Annotated in this window: 17 protein-coding genes; 10 read left to right on the top strand and 7 right to left on the bottom strand. The window is 70.5% G+C overall.

Going from position 1 to position 15,151, the window contains the following annotated elements; translation table 11 throughout:
* The first annotated feature begins 116 nt into the window (after positions 1 to 116).
* Positions 117 to 983 carry an EamA family transporter gene (locus SACCYDRAFT_RS15935; protein WP_005457619.1) on the top strand — a complete coding sequence of 289 codons (867 nt, stop codon included), beginning with the start codon at positions 117 to 119 and terminating at the stop codon, positions 981 to 983.
* A gap of 31 nt (positions 984 to 1,014) precedes the next feature.
* On the opposite strand, the gene SACCYDRAFT_RS15930 is transcribed toward SACCYDRAFT_RS15935, so the two are convergent.
* The gene (locus SACCYDRAFT_RS15930) at positions 1,015 to 2,439 is read right to left on the bottom strand and encodes an RNA polymerase sigma factor (protein WP_005457618.1); all 1,425 of its coding nucleotides are present in this window, start codon (positions 2,437 to 2,439) and stop codon (positions 1,015 to 1,017) included.
* A 204-nt stretch (positions 2,440 to 2,643) separates the two neighbouring features.
* The gene (gene ppgK, locus SACCYDRAFT_RS15925; protein WP_005457615.1) at positions 2,644 to 3,405 is read right to left on the bottom strand and encodes a polyphosphate--glucose phosphotransferase; all 762 of its coding nucleotides are present in this window, start codon (positions 3,403 to 3,405) and stop codon (positions 2,644 to 2,646) included.
* 82 nt (positions 3,406 to 3,487) lie between these two features.
* Between ppgK and SACCYDRAFT_RS15920 the strand changes: the two genes are divergently transcribed.
* On the top strand, positions 3,488 to 4,309 hold the full coding sequence (locus tag SACCYDRAFT_RS15920) for an inositol monophosphatase family protein (RefSeq protein ID WP_005457614.1): 822 nt from the start codon (positions 3,488 to 3,490) through the stop codon (positions 4,307 to 4,309).
* 27 nt (positions 4,310 to 4,336) lie between these two features.
* Here the strand turns inward: SACCYDRAFT_RS15920 and cei are convergent, their stop codons facing one another.
* Positions 4,337 to 5,038, bottom strand: coding sequence for an envelope integrity protein Cei (gene cei / locus SACCYDRAFT_RS15915; RefSeq protein ID WP_052309202.1), 702 nt, complete (start codon positions 5,036 to 5,038; stop codon positions 4,337 to 4,339).
* Between the two features lie 451 nt (positions 5,039 to 5,489).
* Between cei and SACCYDRAFT_RS15910 the strand changes: the two genes are divergently transcribed.
* Positions 5,490 to 5,798: a DUF4193 domain-containing protein gene (locus SACCYDRAFT_RS15910; protein ID WP_005457612.1), complete on the top strand. Its 309-nt coding sequence runs from the start codon at positions 5,490 to 5,492 to the stop codon at positions 5,796 to 5,798.
* Between the two features lie 145 nt (positions 5,799 to 5,943).
* Here SACCYDRAFT_RS15910 and SACCYDRAFT_RS15905 read toward each other — a convergent pair whose 3' ends face one another.
* Positions 5,944 to 6,468 (bottom strand): DUF3093 domain-containing protein, encoded by a 525-nt coding sequence (locus SACCYDRAFT_RS15905; RefSeq protein WP_085979179.1) that lies wholly within the window; start codon positions 6,466 to 6,468, stop codon positions 5,944 to 5,946.
* 28 nt (positions 6,469 to 6,496) lie between these two features.
* Between SACCYDRAFT_RS15905 and dut the strand changes: the two genes are divergently transcribed.
* From dut to SACCYDRAFT_RS15890, 3 genes are read left to right on the top strand one after another with little or no spacing between them, the layout of a single operon-like run.
* Positions 6,497 to 6,952 carry a dUTP diphosphatase gene (gene dut, locus SACCYDRAFT_RS15900; RefSeq protein ID WP_043537333.1) on the top strand — a complete coding sequence of 152 codons (456 nt, stop codon included), beginning with the start codon at positions 6,497 to 6,499 and terminating at the stop codon, positions 6,950 to 6,952.
* Complete coding sequence (locus SACCYDRAFT_RS15895; protein WP_005457609.1) at positions 6,953 to 7,639, top strand: DUF3710 domain-containing protein; 687 nt, start codon at positions 6,953 to 6,955, stop codon at positions 7,637 to 7,639.
* Between the two features lie 9 nt (positions 7,640 to 7,648).
* A complete protein-coding gene (locus tag SACCYDRAFT_RS15890; protein WP_005457608.1) occupies positions 7,649 to 8,278 on the top strand; it encodes a LysE family translocator in 630 nt (209 codons plus the stop codon).
* Here SACCYDRAFT_RS15890 and SACCYDRAFT_RS15885 read toward each other — a convergent pair.
* On the bottom strand, positions 8,235 to 8,984 hold the full coding sequence (locus SACCYDRAFT_RS15885; RefSeq protein ID WP_005457606.1) for an alpha/beta fold hydrolase: 750 nt from the start codon (positions 8,982 to 8,984) through the stop codon (positions 8,235 to 8,237). The genes SACCYDRAFT_RS15890 and SACCYDRAFT_RS15885 overlap by 44 nt on opposite strands.
* 104 nt (positions 8,985 to 9,088) lie before the next feature.
* Here SACCYDRAFT_RS15885 and SACCYDRAFT_RS15880 point away from each other — a divergent pair, with 104 nt between their 5' ends.
* A complete protein-coding gene (locus SACCYDRAFT_RS15880) occupies positions 9,089 to 9,469 on the top strand; it encodes an OB-fold nucleic acid binding domain-containing protein (RefSeq protein ID WP_005457605.1) in 381 nt (126 codons plus the stop codon).
* A 12-nt stretch (positions 9,470 to 9,481) separates the two neighbouring features.
* Positions 9,482 to 10,276 (top strand): DUF3159 domain-containing protein, encoded by a 795-nt coding sequence (locus tag SACCYDRAFT_RS15875; RefSeq protein ID WP_005457604.1) that lies wholly within the window; start codon positions 9,482 to 9,484, stop codon positions 10,274 to 10,276.
* 20 nt (positions 10,277 to 10,296) lie between these two features.
* On the opposite strand, the gene SACCYDRAFT_RS15870 is transcribed toward SACCYDRAFT_RS15875, so the two are convergent.
* Entirely contained in the window at positions 10,297 to 10,980 is a 684-nt protein-coding gene (locus SACCYDRAFT_RS15870; RefSeq protein WP_005457603.1) for a potassium channel family protein, read from the bottom strand.
* On the bottom strand, positions 10,980 to 11,645 hold the full coding sequence (locus SACCYDRAFT_RS15865) for a potassium channel family protein (protein WP_005457601.1): 666 nt from the start codon (positions 11,643 to 11,645) through the stop codon (positions 10,980 to 10,982). The genes SACCYDRAFT_RS15870 and SACCYDRAFT_RS15865 overlap by 1 nt, the downstream gene beginning before the upstream one ends.
* Positions 11,646 to 11,818: 173 nt before the next feature.
* Here SACCYDRAFT_RS15865 and SACCYDRAFT_RS15860 point away from each other — a divergent pair, with 173 nt between their 5' ends.
* Positions 11,819 to 13,867 (top strand): APC family permease, encoded by a 2,049-nt coding sequence (locus tag SACCYDRAFT_RS15860; RefSeq protein WP_005457600.1) that lies wholly within the window; start codon positions 11,819 to 11,821, stop codon positions 13,865 to 13,867.
* Positions 13,864 to 15,066: a class I SAM-dependent RNA methyltransferase gene (locus tag SACCYDRAFT_RS15855; protein ID WP_005457599.1), complete on the top strand. Its 1,203-nt coding sequence runs from the start codon at positions 13,864 to 13,866 to the stop codon at positions 15,064 to 15,066. Before SACCYDRAFT_RS15860 ends, SACCYDRAFT_RS15855 begins: the two co-directional genes overlap by 4 nt.
* Positions 15,067 to 15,151 lie beyond the last annotated feature (85 nt).

Below are 15,151 nucleotides of genomic sequence, written 5' to 3'. Positions count from 1 at the left end.
GCCGTGTCACGCCTGTTTACCCCGAATGTCGCAGCGCGTCACGAGACACCGCCGACGCGTGGCGGGAACGGCCCACCCGACCACCCGTTTGTGGTGGTCAGGCAGTATGTGCCCGCGTGACGATCTCCACCGGGAGACGGGCGCTGGATGCCGTTCCCGCGCCCCTCGTGTTCGTTGTCAGCGGAATTTCGATGTACGTCGGTGCGGCGCTCGCCGTCTGGCTGTTCGACGTCGCCACACCGGCCGGAGTCGCCTGGCTGCGCTGCCTCGGCGCGGCACTCATCCTGCTGCTGTGGCGCAGACCGGGACGGCAGGCGTGGCGCGGCCGTGCGTTGCTGCTCGCGGGCACCTTCGGCGTGGTCACGGCCGGGATGAACGTGTTGTTCTACGAGGCCATCGCCCGGCTTCCACTGGGGACGGCCGTGGCGATCGAGTTCGCAGGTCCCGTGGTCGTCGCCGCCCTCGGCTCCCGGGGAGTGCGTGACTACGCGGCGCTCGCCGGAGTCACGGTGGGGGTCGTCCTCATCGCCGACGTCCAGTGGGAGGGCAGTCCGGGCGGCGTCGCCTTCGCTCTCGGCGCGGCGGTGGCGTGGGCCGCCTACATCGTGTTGGGCCGCCGCGTCGCACTCGCGGGCAGTGGTGTGGACAGCCTGGCGGTGGGCTTCGCCGTCGCCACGGTGGTGCTCTCACCGCTGGTGCTCGGCACGACCGCCGTGTGGGGTGAGCCCGACCTGCTCGCGTTCGCCATCGGGGTGGGCCTGCTGGCCACCGTCGTGCCGTACGCACTCGACCAAGTGGTGCTGCGGCGTGTCGGGCAGGCCCGGTTCGCGCTGCTGCTGGCCCTGTTGCCCGTGACGGCGGCCGCCATCGGGTTCGTGGTGCTGGGCCAGGTGCCGACGCTCGTCGAGGCGCTCGGCATCCTCGCCGTGGTGATCGGGGTGGTGTTGCGCTCGAACACGTCTCGTGGCGAGCGCGCCCGCTGACCCCACCACCACGGCGACGAGGGCCGAGAACTCAGTCCAGGTAGTCGCGCAGGACCTGGGACCGGGACGGGTGACGCAGCTTCGACATGGTCTTCGACTCGATCTGCCGGATACGCTCGCGCGTCACGCCGTAGACCTGACCGATCTCGTCGAGCGTGCGGGGCTGGCCGTCGGTGAGCCCGAAGCGCAGCCGCACCACGCCGGCCTCACGCTCCGACAGCGTCTGCAGCACCGACTGCAACTGGTCCTGCAGCAGCGTGAACGAGACGGCGTCGACGGCCACCACGGCCTCGCTGTCCTCGATGAAGTCACCGAGCTGCGAGTCTCCCTCGTCACCTATCGTCTGGTCGAGCGAGATCGGCTCGCGCGCGTACTGCTGGATCTCGAGGACCTTCTCGGGGGAGATGTCCATCTCCTTGGCGAGTTCCTCGGGAGTGGGCTCGCGACCGAGGTCCTGAAGCAGCTCGCGCTGTATGCGGCCGAGCTTGTTGATGACCTCCACCATGTGCACCGGGATACGGATGGTGCGGGCCTGGTCGGCCATCGCCCTGGTGATGGCCTGGCGGATCCACCACGTCGCGTACGTGGAGAACTTGAAGCCCTTGGTGTAGTCGAACTTCTCGACCGCGCGGATCAGACCCAGGTTGCCTTCCTGAATGAGGTCGAGGAAGGCCATGCCGCGTCCGGTGTAGCGTTTGGCGAGCGACACCACCAACCGGAGGTTGGCCTCCAGCAGGTGGCTCTTGGCGCGTTCACCGTCACGCACGATCCACTTCAGGTCGCGGCGCATCTGGGTGGAGAGCTTCTCGCCCTCCTCCTCGGCCACGCGCAGCCGCTCGGCGGCGTAGAGGCCTGCCTCGATACGCTTGGCGAGCTCGACCTCCTCCTCGGCGTTGAGCAGCGCGACCTTGCCGATCTGCTTGAGGTAGGCCCGCACCGAGTCGGCGGACGCGGTGAGCTCGGCGTCCTTGCGCGCCTGGCGCAGCGCCTCGGACTCCTCCTCGTCCCAGACGAAGTCGGGGTCGTTGCGAGAGCCGCCGGACTCCTCGGAGTCGTCCGTCTCCTCCGTCACGGTGGCGTCGACGACGTCCACCTCCACGGCGTCGACGTCGAGGTCGGAGAGGTCGACCTCCTCGAGCTCGGCGCCGTCGACGTCCTCACCGAGCTCGGCGGACGTCTTGGCCTTGCCCTTGGTGGTCTTCGACCCGGCCGTCTTCGCCTTGGTGGACTTCGCGGTGGTGGTCTTGCGGGTCCGGGTGGTCTTCGCGGACTTCGCGGGAGCCTTCTTCGCGGCCGTCTTGCGACCCGACGACTTCGCTTCCGGCGTGGCCGTGCCGTCCACGGCCGCCGTGGTCTCGTCGGCAGTCGCCGGTTCGGCGGCGCTCGTTGTCTTCGTCCCGCTTCGGGTTGCGGTCTTTGCGGCTGCCACGTACGCCCTTTCGCAGCGGTCGGTCACGACGAACCGAGACGTGGGGTCCCGGCTGCCTCAGGTTCGGGGAACTTGCCCCGGCCTGCGGTTTTGTCTCCCGCAGCCGAGAGCCGTGTTCCATTGTAACGACGGTAGCGGCAGCAGTCGCACCCGCGATCATCTCTGCGGCCCCCGTCTTCGCGCCGCGCAAGGGGTTTTCCGCCCGTCGCGCGGCGCGCAGCGGGCGCCGGCTCAGTGGGCGAGCCCCTCCTTCGCGGCGGCGGCAGCTCCCACGATCCCCGCGTTGTTCAGCAACGATGCGGTGATGACCGGTGTCCGGATGTCCAGCAGAGGCACCCACTTGTGCGACTTCTTGCTCACACCGCCGCCCACGATGAACAGGTCCGGCCAGATGAGGTCCTCCAACACGGTCAGATAACGATTGACTCGCTTGGCCCAATCGGGGTAAGAAAGCCCCTCGTTGTCCTTCGCCGAGGCCGCCGCCTTCTTCTCCGCGTCGTGGCCGTCGATCTCGATGTGACCGAACTCGGTGTTGGGCATGAGCGAGCCGTTCTGGAACAGCGCGCTTCCGATGCCCGTCCCGAAGGTCAGCAGCGCGACGACGCCCTTCCTCGCGGCCGGGTCGCCGAAACGCATCTCGGCCATGCCCGCGGCGTCGGCGTCGTTCAACATGGCCACGTCGGCCACGTCACGGCCGAGCCGCTCGGCGAACAGCGCGTCGGCGTCGAGGCCGATCCAGCTCGGGTCGATGTTGGCCGCGGTGTGGGCGACGCCCTTCTTGATGACCGCGGGAAGCGTGATGCCGACGGGGCCGTCCCAGCCGAAGTGGTTCACGATCTCGGCGACCACGTCGGCCACCGCCTCGGGCGTCGACGGCCTGGGCGTGTCGATGCGCAGCCGGTCACCGATGAGCTCACCCTTGTCCAGGTCGACGAGGGCACCCTTGATGCCGCTGCCGCCGATGTCGATGCCGAACCCACGGTTCGCCGTCATGGGCGAGGCCCCTTCCTTCTCGATTCAGAAGTCGTTGGGCGAGACTTTAACCGGATGTGATCCCATAGTCGGCGTGGGAGCAGTGGAATCCGACCCCGAAACCCTGACCGCCGTCGCCGAGCGGGTGGCCTCCGACGCCGCCGACCTGGTTCGCGACGCCTACGAGTCCATGCTGACCGGTGCGACCGTGGCCGTCGACACGAAGACCAGTGAGACCGACGTCGTGACAGCGGTGGACACCGCGTCGGAGCGGCTGGTGCGGGAGCGCCTCGCCGAGTTGAGGCCGGGAGACGCGGTCCTGGGTGAGGAGGAGGGCACCCACGGTGCGGTCCGGCCGTCCGGGGGAGTGACCTGGGTGGTGGACCCGATCGACGGGACCGTGAACTTCCTGTACGGGCTGCCGTGGTTCGCCGTGTCCGTGGCCGCGCAGGTCGACGGTGTCTCCGTCGCGGGGGCAGTGGTGGAGCCCGCGTCGCGACGCCGTTGGACCGCCACCCGGGGGCGAGGTGCGTGGCTGGACGGGCGGCCGCTGCGAGTGTCGGAGCCCACCGGTCTCGACGTGGCGTTGCTCGCGACCGGGTTCGCCTACCGCTCCGAACGCCGTGCCAGGCAGGCTGAGTTCACGGCGAAGCTTCTGGGCAGGGTGCGGGACCTGCGCAGGCAGGGGTCCGCGGCGCTGGACCTGTGCGCGGTCGCGGCGGGCTGGCTGGACGCCTACGTGGAGCACGGGCTGAACCGGTGGGACTGGGCCGCGGGCGCGCTCGTCGCCGCCGAGGCCGGGGCGGTGGTCACTCTGCCGGGGGAGGACCCGGCTCTCGGTGCCGACGCCATCCTGGCGGCCGCGCCCTCCATCGCGGACCCGTTGCGGGCCGCGTTGCTGGAGTGCGGCGTCGGCGAGGTCTGAGCCGCCTCACCGACGCCGCGGGCTCTCTCAGCAGTGCTTCGGCAGGGTCTCGGTGAGCAGGGTCTCGGTGATGACCGGTCCGACGCCGCCGGTGGACTGCTCGTCGGTGTCGTCCTGCCCCTTCTCGGCCTCCCAGGACTTCAGCTGGTCGAGGATCTCCACGGCGGCCTCGGACGGATTCACGTCGTTGAAGTTCGTGCCGATCGCGAGGTCCACCGATGCGTCCTTGCGGTTGTCCTTGATGAGTTCCAGGCACGGGTTCACGAGGTGGACCGTGCGGGCGGCGCCCTCACCGGCGGGGCCGAAGCGGATCTGACCGTGGCAGTTCGCCACGGTGTCGCCCGTGTACACCTCGTCGTTGGCCGGTTCGGTGACGCGGGTGAACCCGAGCTGCCTCAGGGCTTCCGTTGTGATCGAGGCGTCGCCACGGGTGTTGTTGGCGTTGAGCACCGTGACCTCGACCCGGGAGGGTGGAACCGGGGGCGTGGTCACGAGAGCGTCGTAGGGCAGCGGTGTGAACGTGGTGTCGGCGGGCGGGGCCGGCCTCGGGTCGCACGTGACGGCCTCGGCGATGTCACCGGACGAGCTGATCACGTTCACCCACACGACCACGGCCGCCACGCCCAACACCCCGATGAAGATGAGGGCGGGCAAAGGTTTTCTCTTGCGGTAAGGACGAACCGTCCGCTGCCTGCCTGCCCCTGTGCGACCCCCTGTCCCCGCCGCCACCTGCACGTCCCTTCACGTGAGAAGTTGGTCCCCTGAAAGATCCGTCCGTGTGTCCGCCGTCGTCGTTGCCCGGGCGTGACAGCACGGCGCTCCCGACCGCCTCTGGATAGCATCACGGCGGTGCCCACCCGGGCAAGCGAGTGGCGCCCGGTGCAGCCACCGGTGCCACGCCACAACCCGAACGACGGAAGTCCTGCTCCACACAGTATTAACCCTGTTGGGTGACGTATCTTAGGGCTTGGGTGACCAGCTTCGAGTCGGGGTAGGCGGTGGGCTACCCTTCCCGGGCTCCAGTCGGTGACAGCGAGGTGACGAAAGAGACCTCACTCACGCCGGAATCCGGGCACAAACACGGGCGCTGGGACGTTGACCAGCGGCACGAAGAACTCGCGGGCGGCGGCTGCCGAGTCCGCGAACACGTATCGAAGCTGATCGCAGGGGTGAAAGAGAAATGGCGACCGACTACGACGCTCCGCGCCGCAGCGAAGCCGACGAGCTGGCCGAGGACTCGTTGGAGGAGCTGAAGGCGAGGCGCAACGAGACCCAGTCCGGCGTCGTGGACGTCGATGAGGACGCGTCGGCGGAGAACTTCGAGCTCCCCGGCGCCGACCTTTCCGGGCTGTCGAGCGAGGACGTGACGGTGAAGGTCGTGCCGAAGCAGGCCGACGAGTTCACCTGCTCCGTCTGCTTCCTGGTGCACCACCGCAGCAGGCTCGCCGAGGAGTCCGGCGGGCGTCTCATCTGCCGCGACTGCGCCTGACGCGGTCTGACGCCGCCCGGCACTGCCGGTCACCGCGCGGTGGCGGGGGCGCCGCGTCCGGTGCAGTGGCACTCGTCCGGAGGGGATGCGATCCGCAAGGCGGGTGGTTTCGGGATATCGGTCTCCGAGGCCACCCGCCTTGGTGTCAGTGCCTGTCGACGTCGCCGCCCACCGCGTCGGGGGACTCGTCGGTCAGCGACGTCGCGAGCTTCTCGGGGTGGCGCGTGCTGAACAACCAGTACGGGGTCGGATCCTGCGGGTCGTCGAGATGGACCCGGACCATCGTGCCGATCCAGGGCTTGTGCACGCAGAACGCCGCCGGGTCGAGTTCCGGCCCGAGCGCCTTGCGCTTGTCCTGTTTGGTCACCACGTCCACGGCCGCCACGTACCGCAACGGCAGGTGCGCCCCGCCCACCCACAGTTGGGGCTCGTCGCCCGTCTCCACCCTGACGCGCATGCGGCCGAGGGCGAGGACCACCGTGACGGCCAGCGGCACGAGCACCGCGTAGGGCGCCCACGCCGGCACAGCGGGATAGGCGAACTGGACCTGCGCCGCGAGGAGCACGGCGGCCGCCACCGGCAACAACCAGCCCCACCAGGCCACGGCGAGCCGCTCGGCATACGCAAGATCAGTTCTTGTCCGCGTGTTCGCGCTCTCGGTCACCCACATCAGGGTAGTCTCGCGAGTCGTGTCCAGCGTGCAGGTCCTCATCTCCCGGCTCGACCCGGATGTCGCGTTGCCGTCGTACGCGCATCCCGGTGACGCGGGCGCCGATCTGGTGACGACGTCCGACGTGCGTATCGCTCCCGGTGAACGGGTCGTGGTGGGCACGGGCGTCGCCGTCGCGTTGCCCGAGGGGTACGCCGGTTTCGTGCATCCCCGTTCGGGCCTCGCGGCCAGGACGGGACTCTCGATCGTCAACGCGCCGGGGACGGTCGACTCCGGATACCGGGGCGAGATCCGGGTGTGCCTCGTGAACCTCGACCCCAGGGAGCCGATCGTGCTGCGGCGGGGCGACCGCATCGCGCAACTGGTGGTGCAGCGGGTGGAGCGCGCCGACTTCGTCGAGGTCGAGCAATTGGACGACACGGTACGGGGAGCGGGCGGCTACGGCTCGACGGGTGGCCATGCCGCGCTCGGAACGGAGAACTGAGTGGGCATTTTCGGACGACGGAAGCGGAAGCAGGCGGTCGACGACCACGACTTCGGGCGTGAGCCGTACGACACCGGGACCGGCGCGGAGGCCGATCCGGAGGACACCGTGGACGGGGACGGCCGCTCCGAGGGCCCGTACGACGTCTCGGAGGCGCCCGAAGACGGTGTCCCGAGGATGGACCTCGGTTCCATCCGGGTGCCTGTGCCGAACGGTTCGCAGGTACAGGTGGAGATGGACCAGGGCAGCGGCACGGTGCGCGCGGTCCACGTGGTGACCCCTCAGGGACAGGTCACGGTAAGCGCGTACGCGGCACCGAGGTCGGGAGGGCTGTGGCGCGAGGTCAGCGGTGAGCTGGCCGAGCAGTTGCGCTCCGACGGCGCGCGCGTGGCCCTCGGGCGTGGCGAGTGGGGGATCGAACTGTCGGCCATCGTGGGCGAGGTCGCGCTGCGGTTCATCGGCGTGGACGGGCCCCGGTGGATGCTGCGGGGCGTGATCGCGGGCCCGCAGTCGGAGGCGTCCCGTGCGCCCGAGGTGCTGCGCGCGATCATGCGTGGCACGGTCGTCGACCGTGGCGAGGCGCCGATGCCGGTGCGTACGCCGTTGCAGATCACGCTGCCCGAGGCCATCGCCTCCCACATCAAGAGCAGGCAGGCTCCGGCCCAGCAGGCTCAGTCACAGCAGTAGGAGGTAGCGGTGCCCACCTCAGCGGAGTGGGTCGTCTTCCTGGGCACGGCGGCGCTGTTCGCGCTGAGTCCCGGACCCGGCGTGCTCTACGTGCTCGCCCGCAGCCTGCGGGGTGGCCGCACCGAGGGCGTGCGCTCGGTGTTCGGCAACGCGCTCGGCGCCTCCGTCCACGTGGTCGCGGCGGCGCTGGGGCTCTCGGCCCTGCTGGCGGCGTCCACCGTCGCGTTCACGGTCGTCAAGATCGCCGGCGCGGCGTACCTGGTGTACCTCGGCGTGCAGGCGATCGTGCGGCGGGGCGACGACGGTGAGGTCGACTCGGACGGCGGCGCGAAGCGCTGGGCGAGGTCCCCGCTCGCCCAGGGCATGATCGCCGAGCTGCTCAACCCGAAGACCGCGCTGTACTTCATGGCGCTGCTGCCGCACTTCGTGCATCCCGAGACGGCGCCCGCTCCGCTCGTGTTCGCACTGCTCGGCTTCATCGCGGTGGCCATGGCCGCTCTCGTCGACCTGGCCGTCGCGGTGTTCGCCGGGGGGCTGTCCGGGCGGCTCGTGAACAACCCGCGGTGGCGGGTGCGCCAGCGGGTGGCCGCCGGGCTCAGCATGATCGGACTGGGCGGCTTCGTCGCGGTCGCCGAGTAGTGGCCCGCAACCACGCCAGTGTCGCGGCCCGGCCGAGGCTCTCCCGGTCGGCGCCGAGCGCGTCGAGTGTGGTCTCGACCAGTGCGGAGCAGGGCAGGGCGCCGGCCCACGCCCTGGCGACCGCGACCGGGTGCACCGGGTCGTCCACACACGTCGCGATTCCCACGGGGACGTCGAGCGTGCGCAGCGCCGGTAGCTCGGGCGCGGGATGCCGGGCGGCGGTCCGCAGACTCGCCGCCAGCCCCTGGCCGTGCCGCCGCCACGCGCGGGTCAGTTCCTCGGCGAGCCACGGGGCGACGTCGCGGGTGGCCAGTGAGAGCGCGGCGTCGAGGCCGTGGCGCTCGATCAGGTCGGCCGACGCGGTGGCCGCGATGGCGGCGGGCGCGGTCTCCCCAGGCCCGTTCCAGGCGGGAAGCGCGGCGAGCACGCCTGCGCAGCGGTCGGCGTTGCGTACCGCCCAAGCGGTGGCCAGATGGGCGCCCAGGGACACACCCCCCACGAGCAGGGGCCCGTCCGTCCTCTCGGCGATCCGGTCGAGCAGTGCGGTGTAACCGGTGACGACGGCCTCGCCCGGCGGTGGCGCGGGTGCCGTCACCGCGACGCCGACGGCGGCGAGCGGGCGGGTGAAGACCGCGCGGACGAAGATCTCGTCCGACCCGGTTCCGGGGAGGAGAACGGCTGTTCGGGCGGGCATAACCGAGGTCACGTTGCGATCCTGGCGGAACTCCGATTCGCTACCCCGGACAGGGTTACGCTGGCGGTGAAGGGCCCGGCATCGGGGCCTTTGAGGATGACACAGGAGCAGGCGCCATGCCCGCCAAGGACGGCGGCTATTTCAGCCGGTTGGTTCGCAAACTGACCAGTGACATCGACGAACTGGACGCCGACGACCTCTCAGAACGGTCCGAGGCAGGGGGAGCCCGCAGAGCGTGCGACTGCCGCTCTGGTGAGGAAGTGACCGTGCTGGGGCGGTTGCGCAGCGTGGACTTGTGTCCGGGCAGCGCTGCGGCCACGCTGGAGGCGGAGTTGTTCGACGGCACCGACGACGTGACGCTCGTGTGGCTCGGCAGACGCCGTATTCCCGGCATCGAGCCCGGCCGGACGATCAAGGTACGGGGCAGGCTCGCCGAGCGCGACGGTCACAAGGTGCTGTACAACCCGTACTACGAACTGTTGCAGCCGACCAGATGAGAGTATCCGCGCGTGACTGAGCATTCCGAGCGATCCCGCACCGACGGCGACACCGACCAGGACACGGCCTCGGAGGAGGACGACCGCCGGACCGGGGAGTCGCCCGGCTCGGACTCGCGCGAACCCCAGCCGACCCTCCTTGAGCAGATGGGCGGCGTCTCGGGGCTGCTGTACTCGTCGTTGCCGGTCGTGGTGTTCGTGCTGGCCAACGCCCTGTTCGGGCTCACCGTCGCCATCTGGAGCGCGGTCGGCAGCGCCGTGGCGATCGCCGTGGTCCGCCTGGTGCGCAAGGAGCCGCTCCAGCCTGCGATCTCAGGGCTGTTCGCGGTCGGTATCGCGGCGTTCCTCGCGTATCGGACGGGGTCGGCCAAGGGCTTCTTCCTGTTCGGCATCTGGACGAGCCTGGTGTACTTCGCCGTCCTCGCCGGGTCCGTGGTGGTCCGGTGGCCGTTGGCGGGCGTGGTGTGGAACCTCCTCAACGGCAGCGGCATGGCCTGGCGGAAGGACAGGACGTCCCGGCTCGGCTACGACATCGCCACGCTGGCCCTGGCCGCGGTGTTCGCAGCGCGGTTCGTGGTCCAGCGGTGGCTCTACGACGAGGACCTCACCGGCTGGCTGGCCTTCGCGAAGATCGCGATGGGTTACCCGCTGTACGGGCTGGCACTTCTCGTCGTGGTGTGGGCCGTGCGGCGTTCCGACCGCAGGCTCGCCGAGCTCGCGGCGGCGGCCGAGCCCGCCGAGACCGACGAGGAGATCGAGGCCCGGTTGCGGGTCAAGTACGGTCAGCCGCCGCCCACCCAGGCGTGAACCAACGCGCCGTCACCGCGTCACGGCGTCGTCCCCGTGCCGTTCTCGCCCACTCCCAGAGCCCGACGGATACCGGGCTCGGTGTCGGTCGGTGAGACGAACAACAGCTCGTCGCCGGGCTCCAACGGGTCGTCGGGCTGCGGCACGATGACCCGCTCGCCCCGGAGGATGGTGACCAGTGCGGCGTCGCGCGGCAGAGCCAGCTCCCGCACGGCCTTGCCCGCCAGCGGGGTGTCGGAGGGCAGTGTCATCTCCACGAGGTTGGCCTGTCCCTGCCGGAACGTCATCAGCCGCACGAGGTCGCCGACGCTGACCGCCTCCTCCACCATCGCGGCCAGCATGCGTGGGGTGGAGACCGCCACGTCCACGCCCCAGCTCTCGGTGAACAACCACTCGTTGGCGGGGTTGTTCACCCGAGCCACCACTCGGCGTACGGCGAACTCCGTCTTGGCGAGCAGGGACACCACCAGGTTGACCTTGTCGTCCCCCGTCGCGGCGATGACGACGTCGCACAACTGCAGCCCCGAGTCCTCCAGGGTGGAGACCTCGCAGGCGTCACCGAGCACCCAGTCGGCATGTTCGACGGTCTCCGGCAGGAACTGCTGCGACTGGCGCTCGATGAGCATGACGGTGTGCCCGGCCTCGATGAGCTCCGAGGCGATGGAGCGTCCCACCGCACCGGCACCCGCGATCGCGACCCGCATCAGCTCTCCTCCTGGGGTGGCCGCGCGGCCACACTCGTGACGTCGGTGATAGTGCCGGACAACGCCGCCACGTAGACGACGTCGTCGGCTTGGAGCACGGTCCTCGAATCGGGAAGGACGCCGGTCCCGAACCGCATGATGAACGCCACCCGGCATCCCGTCTCGGTTTCGAGCTGCCGGACGCTGCGGCCGATCCAGTCCTCGTGCAGCGGCAGTTGCAGCAGCGCGACGGTGCCGGTCGGTTCGCGCCAGGACGTGGCGGTGCCCTCCGGCAGCAGAGTGCGCAGGAACCGGTCGGTGGTCCACGGGACGGTGGCGACGGTCGGGATACCCAGCCGTTCGTACACGGCTGCCCGTTTGGAGTCGTAGATCCGGGCGACGACGTGTTCGACGCCGAAGGTCTCCCGGGCGACCCGAGCGGAGATGATGTTGGAGTTGTCGCCGCTGGACACCGCGGCGAACGCTCCCGCCTTCTCGATGCCGGCCTCGACGAGGACGTCCCGGTCGAATCCCATGCCGAGCACCTGCTGGCCGTGGAAGTGGGGGCCGAGCCTGCGGAACGACTCCCTCTGCTTGTCGATCACCGCGACGTCGTGCCCCAGCCGCTCGAGGGCCGCTGCGAGGGACGCGCCGACCCGGCCGCATCCCATGATCACCACGTGCACGCTGCTCTCCTCCTCGCCGCCTCACCGGGCCGGCGTCTCGACTGGCGTCAGAGCTCAACCTACCCCGCGTGTGCCGGTGGCGGGCCGCTCGATCCGCCACCGGACCGAGCACGCGGGTGAGGGCGGCTCGACGCCCTTCGCGCGGTGGCCTCGCCGGGGTTTACGCTCCTGCCGTGTCCAAGTTCGCCACGGCGACGAAGCGCATTCTGCTGGGCAGACCTTTCCGAAGCGACAGCCTGCCGCGCACGTTGCTGCCCAAGCGGATCGCGCTGCCGGTGTTCTCCTCCGATCCGATGTCCTCGGTCGCGTACGCGCCCGAGGAGATCCTGCTGATGCTGTCGGTCGCCGGGGCCTCCGCCTACGTCTACAGCCCGTGGATCGGCGTGGTCGTGGCGTTGGTCATGGTGGTGGTGATCGCGGCTTATCGCCAGAACGTGCGCGTCTACACGTCCGGTGGCGGTGCCTACGCGGTCGCGACAGCCAACCACGGCACGCGGATCGGCCTCGCCGTCGGCGCGGCGATGCTGGTGGACTACATACTCACGGTGGCGGTGTCGATCGCCTCGGCGGCTGCCACGATCGGGTCGGCCGTGCCGTTCGTGGCCGACCACAGGGTGGAGTTCGCGGTCGCCGCGATCGTGGTCCTGGCCGCGGCGAACCTGCGGGGGGTGCGCGAGTCCGGCACGGTGTTCGCGGTCCCGGTCTACGCGTTCGTCGTGGGAATCCTCGGCATGATCGCGTGGGGTGCGATACGCACGTTCGGGTTCGGCGACGAACTGCGGGCGGAGAGCGCCGGGCTCGAACTCGTGGAGGACCCCGGCCAACTCGCCGGGCTGGGGTTCGCGGCCCTGCTGTTGCGCGCGTTCTCGTCCGGCAGCGCGGCGCTCACGGGCGTGGAGGCCATCGCCAACGGCGTCCCCGCCTTCCGCAGGCCTCGGGGGCGCAACGCCGCCACGACGCTGCTGCTCATGGGGCTGCTCGCGATTCCGATGTTCCTCGGCCTGTTGTTCCTCGCCGACGCCAGCGGTGTCGTGATGGCCGAGGATCCGCAACGACAGTTCGTCAACGCGCCGGAGGGCTACGAGCAGAAGACCCTGGTCGCGCAGGTGGCCGGGGCCGTCTTCGGCGACTTCACGCCCGGTGTCTGGTACGTGATCTTCTTCACCGGGCTGGTACTCGTGTTCGCCGCCAACACGGCGTTCAACGGTTTCCCCGTGCTCGGTTCGATCCTGTCGCAGGACCGGTTCCTGCCCCGGCAGCTGCACACGCGCGGCGACCGGCTGGCCTTCAGCAACGGCATCCTGGTGCTCGCCGGGTTCGCCATCGTGCTGGTGATCGCGTTCGACGCCCAGGTGACGGTGTTGATCCACCTCTACATCGTGGGTGTCTTCATGGCATTCGTGGCGAGCCAGAGCGGCATGATCCGGCACTGGCGCCGGGAACTGCGCGACGAGACCGATCCCGCTGCCCGGGCACGGATGCACCGGGCCCAGGCGGTCAACGCCGTGGGGCTGGTGACGACGGCGTGCGTGCTGCTCATCATCCTGGTCACCAAGTTCCTGGAGGGCGCGTGGATCTCGCTCGCCGCGATGGCCTTCTTCTACGTTCTCATGCGTGCCATCCGCAGGCACTACGACCGCGTGGCCGCCGAGATCGCGGAAACCGACGACGAGGTGACCCTGCCCGCCCGGAACCACGCGATCGTGCTGGTGTCGCAACTGCACAAGCCGGCGCTGCGCGCGCTGACCTACGCCAAGGCGACACGGCCGGACGTGCTGGAGGCCGTCACGGTCAACGTGGACGAGGAGGAGACGCGCGCGTTGTTGCGGGCGTGGGAGAGGCGCCGGATCTCGGTTCCGTTGAAGGTCGTGGAGTCGCCGTATCGGGAGGTCACCAAGCCGGTGCTCGACTACGTCCGCAGAGTGCGGGGCGACCAGCCGCGTAACGTCGTCACCGTGTTCATTCCCGAGTACGTCGTGGGCCGGTGGTGGGAGCAGTTGCTGCACAACCAGAGCGCGCTGCGGCTGAAGACGCGCCTGCTGTTCCAGCCGCGCGTGATGGTGACGAGCGTGCCCTGGCAGCTGGAGTCCTCCCGGCGTGCCTCCACACGTGCCGCTCAGAGGCGCCGTCGTCCGGTGGCGGGTGACGTGCGGCGCGGTTTCCACGTGAGTGAGCCCCCCACCACCGCGTCCGGGGCAGGAGAGAGGGGGACACGCTCGTGAGCCTGGACTGGACGGGCCGCACGCTCGAGTTGACCGTCGGGGCGGTCGCGCACGGTGGCCACTGTGTGGCCCGTATGGACGGTCGGGTGGTGTTCGTCCGGCACGCGTTGCCGGGCGAGAAGGTGCTCGCCGAGGTGACCGAGGACACGGGGAAGTCGTTCTGCCGAGCGGACGCCGTCCGGGTGCTGACGCCGTCGCCCGACCGGGTCGAGCCGCCGTGTCCCGTGGCGGGCCCGGGACTGTGCGGGGGATGTGACTGGCAGCACGCGAGCGCCCACGCGCAACGCGAGCTCAAGGCACGCGTCGTCGAGGAGCAACTGGGCAGGCTCGCGGGGCTGGACCTGCCGGTGACGGTCGAGGAGCTGCCGGGCGGCCTGCTGCGGTGGCGGACGCGCGTGCGCTTCGTGGCCGCCGCCGACGGCCACGCGGGACTGAGGGCCCATCGCAGTCACCGGGTGGTGCCGTTGACCGACTGCCCGATCACCGTTCGCGACGCGGTGGAGGCGGTGCTGCCGCGGACCTGGTCGGACGGTGACGAGATCGAGGTCACCGAGGACGCCGACGGCGAGGTGCACGTCCGCCGCCTGCCCGGACGCGGCAGGCGCCCGGAGCAGCGTCGCGGCGGAGTCGCGGTGCAGCGCGCCGCGGGGCGTGACTGGCGGCTCGCCGCGCACGGCTTCTGGCAGGTGCACCCCGAGGCCGCCGAGACGTTCGCGCGGGTGGTGGGGGAGTGGGCCGATGCCTCGCCCGGAGCCCGGGCGTGGGACCTCTACGCGGGAGTCGGGTTGTTCGCGTCGGTGCTCGCGGAACAGGTGGGACCGAGGGGAAGGGTGCTCGCCGTCGAGTCGGGCCGCCGTGCGGTGGCCGACGGGAAGGCGAACCTCGCGGACTCGCGGCAGGTCTCGTGGCGGTGCGGGCAGGTGGAGAACGTGCTGCGCGACCGCACCGACTCACCGCAGGTGGTCGTGCTGGACCCGCCGCGCAAGGGCGCGGGCCGAGCGGTGGTGGAGCGGATCGCGGCCGCAGGTCCGGAGCGGGTCGTCTACGTCGCCTGCGATCCGGCCGCGCTCGCCCGCGACCTCGCGACGTTCGCCGAGCTCGGCTACCGGCTCGACCGGCTTCGGGCGTTCGACGCGTTCCCGATGACCCACCACGTGGAGTGTGTGGCGCTGCTGGTGCCGGTCGCGAGCGGCTCCTGAAGCCGGGACCACGTGACGTCGCAGGTGCCGCCGAAGGGCTCGGGGCGAGGGCGAGCGGCCACGCGTGTCCCGGACCGGCGCGGCC

Origin of the sequence: Saccharomonospora cyanea NA-134, assembly GCF_000244975.1 — a bacterium.
GTDB lineage: Bacteria > Actinomycetota > Actinomycetes > Mycobacteriales > Pseudonocardiaceae > Saccharomonospora > Saccharomonospora cyanea.
The sequence above is the reverse complement of the archived record's forward strand: the minus strand, read 5'-3'. Positions and strand labels throughout refer to the sequence as shown.